Origin of the sequence: Caballeronia calidae, assembly GCF_900044055.2 — a bacterium.
Classification (GTDB): domain Bacteria; phylum Pseudomonadota; class Gammaproteobacteria; order Burkholderiales; family Burkholderiaceae; genus Caballeronia; species Caballeronia calidae.
On sequence record NZ_FCOX02000028.1, the window covers coordinates 56,490 to 70,321 of the forward strand.

General features: G+C 63.1%; 13 protein-coding genes. 7 read left to right on the forward strand and 6 right to left on the reverse strand.

The features are described from left to right. The first annotated feature begins 22 nt into the window (after nt 1-22). The 7 genes from AWB78_RS23610 to AWB78_RS23640 all read left to right on the forward strand — a co-directional run bounded on the left by AWB78_RS23610 (nt 23) and on the right by AWB78_RS23640 (nt 7,494). The gene (locus AWB78_RS23610; RefSeq protein WP_062608408.1) at nt 23-520 is read left to right on the forward strand and encodes an Lrp/AsnC family transcriptional regulator; all 498 of its coding nucleotides are present in this window, start codon (nt 23-25) and stop codon (nt 518-520) included. A gap of 94 nt (nt 521-614) precedes the next feature. Continuing rightward, nucleotides 615-1,679 carry a tartrate dehydrogenase gene (locus AWB78_RS23615; protein ID WP_062608409.1) on the forward strand — a complete coding sequence of 355 codons (1,065 nt, stop codon included), beginning with the start codon at nt 615-617 and terminating at the stop codon, nt 1,677-1,679. Nucleotides 1,680-1,692: 13 nt separating this feature from the next. Beyond that, a complete protein-coding gene (locus tag AWB78_RS23620) occupies nt 1,693-3,165 on the forward strand; it encodes an NAD-dependent succinate-semialdehyde dehydrogenase (protein WP_062608410.1) in 1,473 nt (490 codons plus the stop codon). Further along, the gene (locus AWB78_RS23625; protein WP_062608411.1) at nt 3,162-4,130 is read left to right on the forward strand and encodes a M14 family metallopeptidase; all 969 of its coding nucleotides are present in this window, start codon (nt 3,162-3,164) and stop codon (nt 4,128-4,130) included. Before AWB78_RS23620 ends, AWB78_RS23625 begins: the two co-directional genes overlap by 4 nt. A gap of 10 nt (nt 4,131-4,140) precedes the next feature. Continuing rightward, a complete protein-coding gene (locus AWB78_RS23630; protein ID WP_062608412.1) occupies nt 4,141-4,485 on the forward strand; it encodes a cupin domain-containing protein in 345 nt (114 codons plus the stop codon). Between the two features lie 198 nt (nt 4,486-4,683). After that, nucleotides 4,684-5,745 carry an ABC transporter substrate-binding protein gene (locus AWB78_RS23635; protein ID WP_062608413.1) on the forward strand — a complete coding sequence of 354 codons (1,062 nt, stop codon included), beginning with the start codon at nt 4,684-4,686 and terminating at the stop codon, nt 5,743-5,745. 24 nt (nt 5,746-5,769) lie between these two features. Next, entirely contained in the window at nt 5,770-7,494 is a 1,725-nt protein-coding gene (locus AWB78_RS23640; RefSeq protein WP_062608414.1) for a GMC family oxidoreductase, read from the forward strand. Here the strand turns inward: AWB78_RS23640 and AWB78_RS23645 are convergent. The 6 genes from AWB78_RS23645 to AWB78_RS23670 form a co-directional block, all read right to left on the reverse strand. Then, nucleotides 7,482-8,909 carry an aldehyde dehydrogenase family protein gene (locus AWB78_RS23645; protein ID WP_062608415.1) on the reverse strand — a complete coding sequence of 476 codons (1,428 nt, stop codon included), beginning with the start codon at nt 8,907-8,909 and terminating at the stop codon, nt 7,482-7,484. The genes AWB78_RS23640 and AWB78_RS23645 overlap by 13 nt on opposite strands. A gap of 20 nt (nt 8,910-8,929) precedes the next feature. Further along, nucleotides 8,930-9,727 (reverse strand): ABC transporter permease, encoded by a 798-nt coding sequence (locus tag AWB78_RS23650; RefSeq protein WP_062608416.1) that lies wholly within the window; start codon nt 9,725-9,727, stop codon nt 8,930-8,932. Then, the gene (locus tag AWB78_RS23655; RefSeq protein WP_232477842.1) at nt 9,724-10,593 is read right to left on the reverse strand and encodes an ABC transporter permease; all 870 of its coding nucleotides are present in this window, start codon (nt 10,591-10,593) and stop codon (nt 9,724-9,726) included. The genes AWB78_RS23650 and AWB78_RS23655 overlap by 4 nt, the downstream gene beginning before the upstream one ends. A gap of 38 nt (nt 10,594-10,631) precedes the next feature. Then, complete coding sequence (locus AWB78_RS23660) at nt 10,632-11,966, reverse strand: NAD(P)/FAD-dependent oxidoreductase (protein WP_062608418.1); 1,335 nt, start codon at nt 11,964-11,966, stop codon at nt 10,632-10,634. A gap of 2 nt (nt 11,967-11,968) precedes the next feature. Then, nucleotides 11,969-12,682, reverse strand: coding sequence for an HAD-IA family hydrolase (locus AWB78_RS23665; protein ID WP_062608419.1), 714 nt, complete (start codon nt 12,680-12,682; stop codon nt 11,969-11,971). A 72-nt stretch (nt 12,683-12,754) separates the two neighbouring features. After that, entirely contained in the window at nt 12,755-13,831 is a 1,077-nt protein-coding gene (locus tag AWB78_RS23670; protein ID WP_062608453.1) for an ABC transporter ATP-binding protein, read from the reverse strand. Between the last annotated feature and the right edge of the window lies 1 nt (nt 13,832).

Here is a 13,832-nt window from a genome sequence, read left to right on the forward strand (position 1 = left end):
ATGCGAGACCAAACCCGTCACGATGAGCAACGAAAGCAAGCTGGACCGAATCGATCTGCGTATCCTTTCGCAATTGCAGAAACGCGGGCGCATCACGAACGTGGAGCTCGCCGATGCGGTCGGTCTGTCGCCCAGCCCTTGTCTCATTCGTGTGAAGCGGCTGGAGAAGGCGGGTTATATCGTCGGGTACGGTGCGCAGATTCAACTGGAGAAGCTCGGCGACGTGCAGGTGGTCTTCACCGAAGTCACGCTCGCCGATCATCGCCGCGAGGACTTCATCAACTTCGTGAATGCGGTGAAGGATGTCGACGAGATCGTCGAATGTCATCTCGCGAGCGGCGGTTACGACTATCTGCTCAAGTTCGTCACCCGCAGCGTCAGCCATTACCAGAGCATCATCGAAGGGCTGCTGGAGCGCGGCATCGGCATCGAGAAGTACTTCAGCTACGTCATCATCAAGACGTCGTTCGTGAAGACGCACTATCCGCTCGAAACGCTTTTCTCGCAAAGCCATCATTGAGGCAGGCGCCTCATTCTCTTTACATTCGAATGCACGCACGCGCTTTATGCACGCGCGTGCTTTTTAACGTCCTTCGACTTTACCGGAGTAACCCATGTCCAGCACCTATCGTATTGCCGTGATTCCGGGCGACGGCATCGGCAAGGAAGTGATGCCCGAAGCCGTGCGCGCACTCGACGCCGTGAGCAAGCGGTTCAATATCGCGCTCGAATACCGGCATATCGAGTGGGCGAGCTGCGACTACTACGCGAAGCACGGCAAGATGATGCCCGACGACTGGAAGGCGCAACTGCAAGACGCCGACGCGATTCTGTTCGGCGCGGTCGGCTGGCCGGACACGGTGCCCGACCATATCTCGCTGTGGGGCTCGCTTTTGAAGTTCCGACGTGAGTTCGATCAGTACATCAATCTGCGCCCGGCGCGTCTCTTCGACGGCGTGCCCTCGCCCCTCGCGAATCGCAAGGCGGGCGACATCGACTTCATGATCGTGCGCGAGAACACCGAAGGCGAATACTCGTCGGTCGGCGGCGTGTCGTTCGAAGGCACCGAGCGCGAGTTCGTGTCGCAAACGTCGATTTTCACGCGCAAGGGCGCGGAACGCGTGTTGAAGTTCGCATTCGATCTCGCGCAGAAGCGTGAAAAGAAGATCACCGTCGCCACCAAGAGCAACGGCATTTCGATCAGCATGCCGTGGTGGGATGCACGCGCCGCCGAAATCGCCGCGCACTATCCCGAGATCAAGTGGGACAAACAGCACATCGATATTCTGTGCGCTCGTTTCGTGTTGAACCCCGACCGCTTCGATGTGGTCGTCGCGACCAATCTCTTCGGCGATATTCTTTCGGACCTCGGTCCGGCGTGTACCGGCACCATCGGCATTGCGCCTTCGGCTAACATGAATCCGGAGCGCAACTTCCCGTCGCTCTTCGAACCGGTGCACGGTTCCGCGCCGGATATCGCGGGCAAGGGCATCGCCAATCCGGTCGCGATGATCTGGTCCGCCGCGATGATGCTCGACTTCCTCGGCGAGCGCGACGCGCACGACGCGATGCTCGCCGCAATCTCCGCGGTATTGAAGGAAGGTCCGCGCACCGGCGATCTCGGCGGCAAGGCAAAGACCACGGAAGTCGGCGCGGCCATTGCGCAATTGCTCGCCTGACACGGAGTCCATCATGACCCAACGATACGAACTGCGCGATCTGATTCGCGCCGATAACTTCATCGACGGCAAATGGGTGCCTGCCGCGAACGGCAAGCGCTTCGCCGTCACCGATCCCGCAACGGGCGAAGTCATCACGCAAGTCGCCGACAGCGGCCCCGCCGATGCGCGCGCCGCCACCAACGCCGCCGCGCGTGCCTTCCCCGCATGGCGCGATACGCTGGCGAAGGATCGCGCGGCCGTGCTGCATCGCTGGCACGCGCTGATCGTCGAGAACGCCGATGCGCTCGGACGTCTCATCTCGCTCGAACAAGGCAAGCCCTTCGCGGAAGGACGCGGCGAAGTGATGTACGGCGCGTCCTATGTCGCGTGGTTCGCCGATGAAGCCACGCGCATCTACGGCGACATCATTCCGCAGCAGCAGCGCGGCAAGCGCATGAGCGCAGTGAAGGAACCGATCGGCATCGTCGCCGCGATCACGCCGTGGAATTTCCCGCTCGCGATGATCGCGCGCAAGATCGCGCCCGCGCTCGCGGCAGGCTGCACGGTCATCGGCAAGCCCGCGGAAGACACGCCGCTCACGGCGCTCGCGCTGGTGATGCTCGCGCATGAAGCGGGCGTGCCGGCGGGCGCGTTGAACCTCATCAGCGCATCGCGCGAGAACGCGCAGGAAGCCGTCGCCGACTGGCTCGAAGACGGCCGCGTGCGCAAGATCACCTTCACGGGCTCGACGCCGGTGGGCAAGTATCTCGCGCGCGAATCGGCGGGCACGTTGAAGAAGCTATCGCTGGAACTCGGCGGCAACGCGCCCTTCATCGTGTTCGACGACGCCGATCTCGATGCGGCTGTCACCGGCCTCATGGCATCGAAGTTCCGCAACGGCGGGCAGACGTGCGTGTGCCCGAATCGCGTGTATGTGCAGTCGTCCGTCTATGACAAGTTCGCCGACTTGCTGGCGAAGCGCGTCGGTGCATTGAAGGTCGCGCCCGCCACTGACTCCGACGCGCAAATCGGCCCGATGATCAACGCGCGCGCGGTCGAGAAGATCGAGCGTCACGTTAATGATGCGATGAAACGCGGCGCACGCGTGCTCACGGGCGGCAAGCGTCTTTCCGATCTCGGCCCGAACTATTACGCGCCCACGGTCCTCGCCGACGCCACGCCCGAGATGCAACTGAGCTGCGAGGAAACCTTCGGCCCGGTGGTGCCGCTCTTCCGTTTCGACGACGAAGCCGAAGTTATCCGCGCCGCGAACGACACGCCCTTCGGCCTCGCATCGTATTTCTATAGCGATAACCTGAAGCGCATCGACCGTGTGTCGCGTCTGCTGGAAACGGGGCTCGTCGGCATTAACGAAGGCGCGATCTCCAGCGAAGCCGCGCCGTTCGGCGGCGTGAAGGAATCGGGCTACGGACGCGAAGGCTCGAAGTACGGCCTCGACGATTACCTCTCGATCAAATATCTCTGCCAGGGCGGCCTCGAATGAACGCGTATCCGATCGAGATCGCGTTTCCCGATATAGGCGCGCATGCATCGGGCAATGCGGGCGTGCAGTATGTGCATACGTTCGATTCGGGCATCGACGGTCCGCATGTGATGATCAACGCGCTCACGCACGGCAACGAAGTGTGCGGCGCGATCGTCGTCGATGAACTGCTGCGTGCTCAATTGAAACCGAGGCGCGGCAGGCTCACGCTCGCTTTCGCCAACGTCGACGCCTATAACAGCTTCGATGCGAGCAAGCCCGATGCGTCGCGTTTCGTCGATCAGGACTTCAATCGCGTATGGACCGCGCAGACTCTCGATGACACGTCGCTTGATTCGAGCGAGCTGCGTCGCGCCCGCGCGATGCGGCCTGTCATCGATACCGTCGATCTGCTGCTCGACCTGCATTCGATGCATGAGAAGAGCAAGCCCCTGATCGTCGCGGGACCGCTCGATAAAGGCATCGAATTGTCGGCGAAGCTCGGCACGCCCGCGACCATCATCTGCGACGAAGGCCATCCCGAAGGCCGGCGCATGCGCGATTACGAAGGCTTCGGCGATCCGGCGAGCGCGAAGAACGCATTGCTCATCGAATGCGGACAGCATTGGGAAGCGGGCGCGGTGACGGTTGCGCGCGATGTGACGGCGCGTTTTCTCGTGCTGTCCGGCGTGCTGGACAAACACGACTTGCCGTCAGGCTGGATTCAGGAATCACCGCAGGAAATGCTCGTCGTGCGCGTGACGGAGCCCGTCGTCGCGAAGAGCATGGACTTCCGTTTCGCCGATGACTACACCGGCCTCGAAGTGTTTCCCGAGGCGGGCAGCGTGATCGCCTTTTCGGAAGGCGAGCCCATCGAGACACCCTACGACGACTGCATGCTCGTGATGCCCTCGCTGCGTCAGTTGCGGCCGGGCGTGACGGTCGTGCGGCTCGGCAAGATCGAAAGACGCATTCAATCCACATAAGGGCTAGCCCATGAAAGTTCAGCAGATCAGGCAGAGCATCGCGATACAAGGACTGGAAGACTGGGGCACGGCGGGCTTGCCGGGCACGCAGGAAATCAGGGTATCCGGCGTGCAGAAGGTGATTCCGGGCAGCGAGGCCATCGATACCGGCGTGTTCGAATGCACGCCCGGCACCTATCGCCGCGCGGTGAAACAGGCCGAAGTGATGCATTTTCTGGCGGGCAGCGGCCGCTTCACGCCCGACGGCGAAGACACGATTCACTTCACCGGCGGCGACACGCTCTTCTTCGCGGCGAACACCGAAGGCACATGGGAAGTCGATGAAACCATGCGCAAGGTCTACGTGATCTTCTGAGAGCGCGGCATCCGCGACCATTGCACTGACATAACATCAGGTCATGGTCACTCCAACAATTCCGGCGTTGCCGCCGCCTATTTGACTCGATATATTTTTAGTTATCCCCGCGCCGTCCCCGCTTGCGGCTGAAGCCGGGCGGGACCGCGCGACCTGCAAGACGTCCGCTGCTTCAATCTTGTCGAGGAAAACGCCGTGATGAAGATTGCAAGGTTCCGCTGTCCGCACTTCCCCGTTCGCCCGCTCGCCATGACTTTGCTGCTATCGATCGCGGGCACGGCGCCGGCGTTCGCCGCGGGCAAGATCACGTTCGTATCGCAAGGCGGCGCGTATCAGGAAGCGCAGACCAAAGCGATTCTCGATCCCGCCGCGAAAGAGCTCGGCATCACCATCAACCAGGACAGCATTCCGGATGCGTGGCCGCAGATCAAGGCGCAAGGCTCGACGGGCAAGCCGATCTGGGACGTAGTCGATACGCCGACATCGAACTGTCTGCGCGGCGGTCGCGAAGGCCTGCTGGAGAAGCTCGATTTCTCGAAGATCCCCAACGCGGCGGCTATCCCCGAGAAATACCGCACGCCGTATTCGGTGGCCTACGAGTTCTATTCGACCGTCATCGGCTATAACAAGAAGACGCTGAAGAAGGTGCCGCAAAGCTGGAAGGACTTCTGGGACGTGAAGAACTTCCCCGGCACGCGCGCGCTGCGCAACGACCCGATGACCGTGCTCGAAGCGGCGCTGCTCGCGGACGGCGTGCCGCGCGAGAAGCTCTATCCGCTCGACGTGGATCGCGCGTTCAAGAAGCTCGAGGAGATCAAGCCGAATGTCACCGTGTGGTGGACCTCGGGCGGCCAGTCGGCACAATTGCTGCACGACGGCGAAGTCGACATGACGATGATCTGGAATGGCCGCGCAAGCGCCGTGATGAAGGATGACCCGGACATCGCCTTCACGTTCAACGACGGCATTCTTCAGAACACGCAGCTTTGCATCCTGAAGAACGCGCCGAATCTGAACGATGCGGTGCGCTTCCTGAATGCAGCGGTGTCACCGCAATTGCAGGCGAATCTGCCGCTCTATATCGACTACGGTCCTGGCAATCCGGCCGCATTCAAGACCGGCAAGATCACCGACAAGCGCGCGGCGGAATTGCCGAGCGCGCCGGCGAATGCGGCGAAGCAGGCGCTGTTGTCGGAGGAATGGTGGGCGTCCGAGCCCGGCATTCAGGCGAAGGCGCGCTGGCTCAAGTTCATGCAATAAGAGCACGGCTTAGCGTTCGCTAACGTGTTCGACTATCTGATCCTGGGCGGCGGCTCGGCCGGCTGCGTGCTGGCCGCCCGCCTTTCCGAAGATGCACGCGCGAACGTCTGTCTCGTCGAAGCGGGCCGAGATATTTCCGCGCATACGATGCCCGATGCGATTCGCAGCCGCTATCCGGGCCGCGCGTATCTCGACACGCGCAATATCTGGCAACAACTGAAAGCGCGCATGAGCGCGAGCGCCACGTTGCGCCGCTATGAACAGGCGCGGCTCCTCGGCGGCGGCTCGGCGATCAATGCGCTGATGGCCAATCGCGGCTCGCCCGCCGACTACGATGAATGGGAAACGCTGGGCGCCGATGGCTGGAACTGGCGGACGTGCCTGCCCTACTTTCGCAAGCTCGAAACGGATTGCGATTTCAGCGGCCCCTTGCATGGCGATGAGGGTCCCGTGCGCGTTCAACGCACGCCGTGGCCGCGTATATCACCATTCGTGCATGCGGTGCTCGCTGCACTCGCCGATAGCGGCCATGCGTTGCACGACGATCAGAACGGCCCGTGGGAAGACGGCACGTTCATCGGTTCGATCGCCGTGAGCGCGAAGGGTGAACGCATCCCCACTTCCGTCTGCTATCTCGACGATGCCGCGCGTGCACGCGCCAATCTGAGCATCCGCACGGGTGACGTGGTCGAGCGCATTCTGTTCGACGGCAAGCGTGCAATTGGCGCGTGCATCGTGCGCGCTGACGGCACGCGTGAAGAACTGAAAGCGCATCGCGTGATCGTATCGGCCGGTGCGATTCATAGTCCCGCGCTGTTGATGAGAAGCGGCATCGGACCCGCCGATGAACTCGCCGCACTCGGTATCGATGTGCGCGCGGATCGGCCGGGCGTAGGGCGCAATCTGATGGAGCATCCGTCGATTGCCGTGTCCGCGTTTCTGCCGCGCAGCGCACGCACGCCGTTTGCGAACGAGCATCACGAGCAGGCGATCGTGCGCTTCTCGTCCAACTTGCCGAATACCGTTCAGGGCGATATGCACGGCGCGATCCTGTCGCGCTCGGGCTGGCATTCCGTTGGCTATCGGCTCGGCACGATCTTCTTCTGGGTCAACAAGTCGTATTCGCGCGGGCGCGTGACGCTGGCATCGGCGAATGCGTTCGATGAGCCCAAGGTCGATTTCGCGATGCTCTCCGATTCGCGCGATCTCGAACGCCTCAAGCTCGCGTTGCGCTTCGGCGCTTCGGCGCTGGCGTCGCCTGCGATGAACGCGCATCGCGATGTGATCTTTCCATCGAGCTATTCGCCGCGCGTGGCGGCCGTCGCGGTGCCGGGCATGTGGAACGCCGCGCAGCGCGGCGCGTTGAGCGCGATGCTCGATATCGCCGGGCCTTTGCGCCGCGCGTTGATCGAAAGGGTCGTGACGCAGGGCGTGACCATCGGCAGCCTGCTCGCCGACGATCAGGCGATGACCGAGTTCGTCATGCGTTCGGTCGGCGGGACGTGGCATCCTTCGGGGACGTGCCGCATGGGTTCATCGAACGATCCGCACGCCGTGACCGATGCGCGCGGCGCCGTCTATGGCGTCGAGGGGCTGCACGTATGCGACGCATCGCTGATGCCTTCCATTCCCTGCGCCAACACGAATGTGCCGACGATCATGATCGCGGAGCGCGTGGCGGATGCGTTGCGCGGCAGCGCGCATGACGCACGCGAAGCCGCCGCGCGCGCCGTGAACTACGCGCCGTAACCCACGATCCCCTTCACTTCGAGAAACGCCTCCAGCCCCCATTCGCCGTATTCGCGCCCATTGCCCGACTGCTTGTAACCGCCGAACGGCGAGCCGGGGTCCCACGCCGGATAGTTGACGTAGACGCTGCCCGCACGCATCCTCATCGCGACACGCCGCGCGTGCTCCTGATCCTTCGATTGCACATAGGCCGCCAGTCCATAAGGCGTGTCATTGGCAATGGCGACTGCTTCCTCTTCATCGCGATACGGCATGATCGCGAGCACCGGCCCGAAGATCTCCTCGCGCGCGATGGTCATCGACGGGACCACGTTCGCGAACACGGTCGGCTTCACGTAATAGCCGCGCGTGAGACCGTCGGGACGTCCGAGGCCGCCCGTCACCAGCGCGGCGCCTTCCTCGATGCCGATGCCGATCAGCCGCTGCACGCGACCGAACTGCACATCGCTGACGACGGGGCCCATCGTGGTGTCGGAAGCGTCGGCCGGTCCCACGCGATGCTTCTGCGCCGCGCGCAACGCGATCTCCACCGCCTCGTCGTGACGCGATGCAGGCACGAGCATGCGCGTCGGCGCATTGCACGATTGACCGCTGTTGCTGAAGCACGAGTTCACGCCCGCCGTCACGGCAGCCTCGAAATCGGCATCGTCGAGCAGAATGTTCGCCGACTTGCCGCCGAGCTCCTGATGCACGCGCTTCACGGTCGGCGCGGCGAGTTTCGCGATCTCGATGCCCGCGCGCGTCGATCCGGTGAACGACACCATATCGACATCCGGATGCGCGGACAGCGCCGCGCCGGCGGTCGGACCATCGCCGTTCACGAGATTGAAGACGCCTTTGGGCACGCCCGCCGCATCGACGATCTCCGCGAACAGCACCGCGTTCATCGGCGACACTTCACTGGGCTTCAGCACCACCGTGCATCCCGCGGCGAGCGCGGGCGCGACCTTGCAGACGATCTGATTGATCGGCCAGTTCCACGGCGTGATGAGCGCGGCCACGCCAACAGGCTCATGATTGACGAGCGTCGTGCCCTTCCTGCGCTGCCACTCGAATCGCTCGACCGTGCGCAGCGTTTCCTCGATATGCCGCTTGCCGAGCGCCGCTTGCCAGGCATGCGACAGCTTCTTCGGCGCGCCGATTTCGCGCGTGATGACATCGGCCATTTCGTCATAACGCGCGAGATAGGCTTCGAGCAAGCGCTGAAGCAATGCGACGCGCTCTTCCACACGCGTCTGCGAAAACGACGCGAACGCGTGCCGCGCAGCCGCCACGGCACGATCGACATCGCTTGCATCGCCGAGCGCGACTTCACCGATCGGCTGTTCCGTGCTCGGATCGATCACGGGCAAACGCGCGCTGCCGGACGGCTCGACCCATTCGCCGTCGATATAGAACTGCTGGAGATGTCGCATGGTTTCCGTTGTAAGAAGGTTCATCCGTGAGTCGCGGCGGAACGGCGGCGGCTCACGACGACGATCATCACGAGGCAAAGCGTCAACGCGGTAAGCATCGTGCTGATGGCGGCGATAGTCGGATCGATTTCATCGCGCAGCGTGACGAACATGCGACGCGTGAGCGTCTGATTATTGCCGCCGGAAATGAAGAGCGCAACGACGGTTTCGTCGAGCGCCTGAATGAACACGAACACCGCGCCTGAGATCACGCTCGCCTTGATCTGAGGCAAGGTCACCGCCATGAACGCGCGAAAGCGGTTCATGCCGAGACTGCGCGCGACCATTTCCTGCGTGCGATCGAACGTGCGCAGGTCCGCGCCGACGGAGATCAGCACATAGGGCAAGCCGAGCATCGTATCCGCGATGATGAGCCCGCCGAGCGTGTTCACATAGCCCATCTGCGTGAAGACGAAGAACACGCCCACCGCGACGATGATGATCGGCACCATCAGCGGCAGCATCAACAGCGGACGCAGATAGCGCAAGGACCAGTGCGATCCGTACTGGATGCCGTACGCCGCCGCGATGCCGAGCGGCGTCGCGATCAGCGCCGCGCATGACGAAGCCGCGAAGGTGGTTTTGGCGGCGTCGATCCACGCGGGGTTATCGAAGAACGCGTGATACCAGCGCAACGAATACGCGGGCGGCGGAAACGTGAGAAAGCGCGCATCGGAAAACGAAAGCGGCACGACGATCACCACCGGAATCATCAGGAACGCGAGAATCAGCATCACCGATGCACCCAGGGTCACGCGACCAAGCGATATCGAATTCATTTCGCCCCCAGCGTCTTTTCGAGCGGAATCACGCGGCTCACCGCATAGAAGATCGCGAACACGCAGATGAGCAGCACCACGCTCACCGAACTCGCCGCGCCCCAGCTGTTGTAGATTTCGACATTGCGGCTCACGATCATCGACACCATCATCGACTTGCCGCCGCCCATCAGCTCCGGCGTGATGTAGAAGCCGAGGCAGAGCACGAACACGAGCGTCACGCCCGCGAGCACGCCGCTCATCGACAGCGGCAGGAACACGCGCAGGAACACATGCACAGGCGATCCGCCGAGGCTCGCGCCGGCTTGCGAGAGATTCGGCGGAATCTTCTGCATCGCGGAATACAGCGGCAGCACCATGAACGGCAAGAGGATATGCACCATCGCGATGATCGTGCCGAACTGGTTATACGAAAGCTGCAACGGACGATCGATCAGGCCCATGCCGAGCAGCGTCTTGTTGATGAGACCCGTGCGCTGCAACAGCACGAGCCATGCATACGTGCGCACGAGCACGCTGGTCCAGAACGGCAGGATCACCATGCCGAGCACGAGCGCGCTCCATCGCGGGGATATAGAAGCCGCGAAATACGCGACCGGATAGCCGAGTAATAGCGTGATCACCGTCACGATCAGGCTGAGCTTGAACGTAAGAAGAAACGTGTCGAGATACGCACCCGTGAAGACGCGCTTGTAGTTCACGAGCGAGAACACGCCATCGTGATAGAACGACTGCCACGAAAGCCATGCGAGCGGCACGACGAGCAGCACGACCACCACCAGCAGCGCGGGCGCCATCAACAACAGCATCGTGCGGTCTTCGCGGCGTTGATGGCGCACCGAGGGGTCGATCGTGGCGGCTTGCATCACGGCGGTGTCCTGGAGAATCCGTTTGGCTATCGTCATCATGCACCCACGGCGTCGAGAAACTGATACCACGCGGCGACGAGCCTCACGCCCGGCGCGCGCAGCGCATGGAACGGCACGGGCCGCAAGCCGTCCTGCGCGAGCAGCGCAAGCTCGGGCCTTTCGCCGAGCGCGAGCGCCGCCGCGTGCTGGCCGACGAGACTCGCCATCGCGACGCCCGCGCCGTTGTAGCCGAGACAGAACGTCGTGGCATCGTCGCTGCGCCCGACATGCGGCAGCGCATTGAAGGTCATGCCGACATAACCCGACCAGCGATATTCCACCGGCACGTCCCTGAGTTGCGGAAAGAGCGCGACCATCGCGCGTTGCAGTGCATCGAAGCCGGTCGGCTCGCCTTCCTTGCCGAACGCATCGCGGCCGCCGAACAGCATGCGGCCATCGACCTTGCGAAACCACTTCATCATGCGCCGCGTTTCGGTGTAGCTGCGGCGATTGACCATGAGTTGCGCGTCCAGCTCGGGCGATAGAGGCGCGGTCGCGATCATCGCGCTTCGGAACGGCACGAGTTCGCGATGATACGAAGCCGTCGCATCGGTCAGATTCGAATACGCATTCGTTGCGACGATCACCTGCTTCGCGCGCACATTTCCACCGGGCGCTTTCAACAGCACGCGGCCGTCTTGCACGCGCGACATGTCGATGACAGGCGTCGCTTCGTAGATTGGCACGCCGCGCGAGACAAGACCCGCCGCGATGCCCCGCACATATTCGAGCGGCAGAATCGTGCCTGCGTCCGCGCTCAGCACGCCGCCGACGAAACCCTTCGAGCCCGTCTCATGCTCGACTTCGGCGCGCGATTGAACGGTCATCGACGTATCGTTGAGCGTCGTGCGCACCCAGTCCGCTTCGGCGCATATCGACGCAAGCGCGCGCTCCGTATGCGCGCAACGCAAGCTGCCCGTATGCTCGAAACGCGCGCGCGTGAGCTTGAACTCGTCGATGAACGCCTCGACGGTGCGCACGCCATCATGCGCGAGCCGATGCATGCGCTTCGCGACATCGATGCCATGCGCGCTCGCGATCGCCGGAAACGACAGCCGGAACTTCGACGACACCACGCCGCCATTGCGCCCGCTCGCGCCCCAGCCGACCGGATTCGCATCGAGCACCGCGCATTCGACGCCGCGCTTTTGCAGCGCATACGCGGCGCTCAAGCCCGAATAACCCGCGCCGATGATCGCCACTTCCACATCGATATCGCGTGCGAGCGGCGCGCCCGTGCTGACCGGCGCGTCCATCGTCGGCACGCGCGCGGCCATCGCCCGCCACAGCGATTCGGGTTGCGGGCGAAGCGGAGTGGTCGGGGCGCGCATCGTCACGCGGCGGCGCGAACTGCGTCGTCGACGGCATCCGCGAGCGCGGCGAGCGTCGCGAACTTCCAGGTGGGCGTCGTCACGCTTTCGGGCACCGGCGTCGCGCCGAAGCCCTTCATGCCCTGACGCCGCTCGATCCAGCACGTCGCATAGCCGAGCTTCGTCGCGATACCGATATCGTGATACTGGCTCTGCGCCGTATGCAGGATCTCCTCGAACTTGTAGCCGAACGCGGCCTGACGCCCGCGGTTATAGGCGAAGAATTGCGGATCGGGCTTCGCGACGCCGGTTTCATCGCAGCACACGGTATCGTCGAAGGGATTGCCGAGCGTGTGCGCGTATGCCGACAACGCGACACGATCCGCATTCGTCATCGCCACCAGACGGAAGTGCTTGCGCAGACGCTTCAACGCGGCAACGGAATCCTCGAACGCGGGCCATTCGAGCACGTCGCGCTGAAACGCAGCGGCGGATTGCGCGTCATCGGGCAGGCCGAGCTTCTTCGCGAGGTGCAGGTACACGTTCGCCATCTCATGGCTCGAACGTCCCGGATACTTCGCGCGCCCTTCCATGTACGGCTCGAAGATCTGGTCGTCGGTGAGGTCCTTCGCCTTCGGCCCGCCCAGACGGCGCACGGAATCCAGCACGCCCTTTTCGAAGTTGATCAGCGTGCCGACGACATCGAACGTCAGGACCTTGAAATCGGTGAGATTCATTGCTTCATCCTCTACGGGTTGCGCATCTACGTTTGCAGTCGGAATCGCCCGTGCACAGGCGGTGAGAAGAAATCAGGCCGACACGACGATCGTGTCTTGCGGATCGAGCGCGACGGTCATGAACGCACCCGGCGCGGGAATGCGCTTGCGCGCTTCATGGCTGCCGGGTTGCCGGAGACTGATCGCGGTGCCGTCGGCGAGCGCGGCGAACACACGCAGGCTTTCGCCTTGATAGAGCACTTCGGTCACGCGGCAGGAAAGGCGGTTGGCATTCGCATGACGATTCTCGCCGTCGATGACGAGCTTTTCCGTTTGCACCGCGAGAAGCAGCTTTTCGCCGCGCGGCAAGGGATGCGCGGTGCGAAGAACGGTATCGCCGAGGCGCACGGCATCGTCGCCGGCGCGCGTGACATCGAGCATCGTCGCTTCGCCGATGAAGCTCGCGACGAACGCATCGCAGGGACGGTCATACAGGCGCTCCGGCGTATCGATCTGCACGAGCCTGCCGTCCTTCAATACGGCGACGCGATCGCTCATCGTGAGCGCCTCGCGCTGATCGTGCGTCACGTTGACGATGGTCGCGCCAAGCTGGCGATGCAGCCTGCGCAATTCGATCTGCATGGTCTCGCGCAATTGCTTGTCGAGCGCGGAGAGCGGCTCGTCCATCAGGATCAGTTGCGGTTGAAACACGATTGCGCGCGCAAGCGCCACGCGTTGTTTCTGTCCGCCCGAAAGCTGATGAATGCTGCGGCTTTCATAACCTTTGAGCTCGACCATCGCGAGGGCATCCGCGACGCGCTTCGCCCACGTCGACTTCGGCTCACGACGCGCGCGCAACGAGAACGCGACGTTCTCGCCGACCGTCATGTGCGGAAAGAGCGCGTAGTTCTGAAACACGATGCCGATATCGCGCTTGTGTGGCGGCGCAAATGTAATGTCACGCTCGCCGACCCACACGCTGCCCGAGGACGGCTGAACGAAGCCGCCGAGAATGCCGAGCAGCGTCGTCTTGCCGGAACCCGAAGGCCCGAGCAGCGAGACGAACTCGCCGGGCGCGATATCGAGCGATACGTCCTCGAGCGCTGTCACCGCGCCGTAGCGCTTGGTGGCGGACCTGATCGACACTCCGGTTTTCGCGCGTACGTCCATG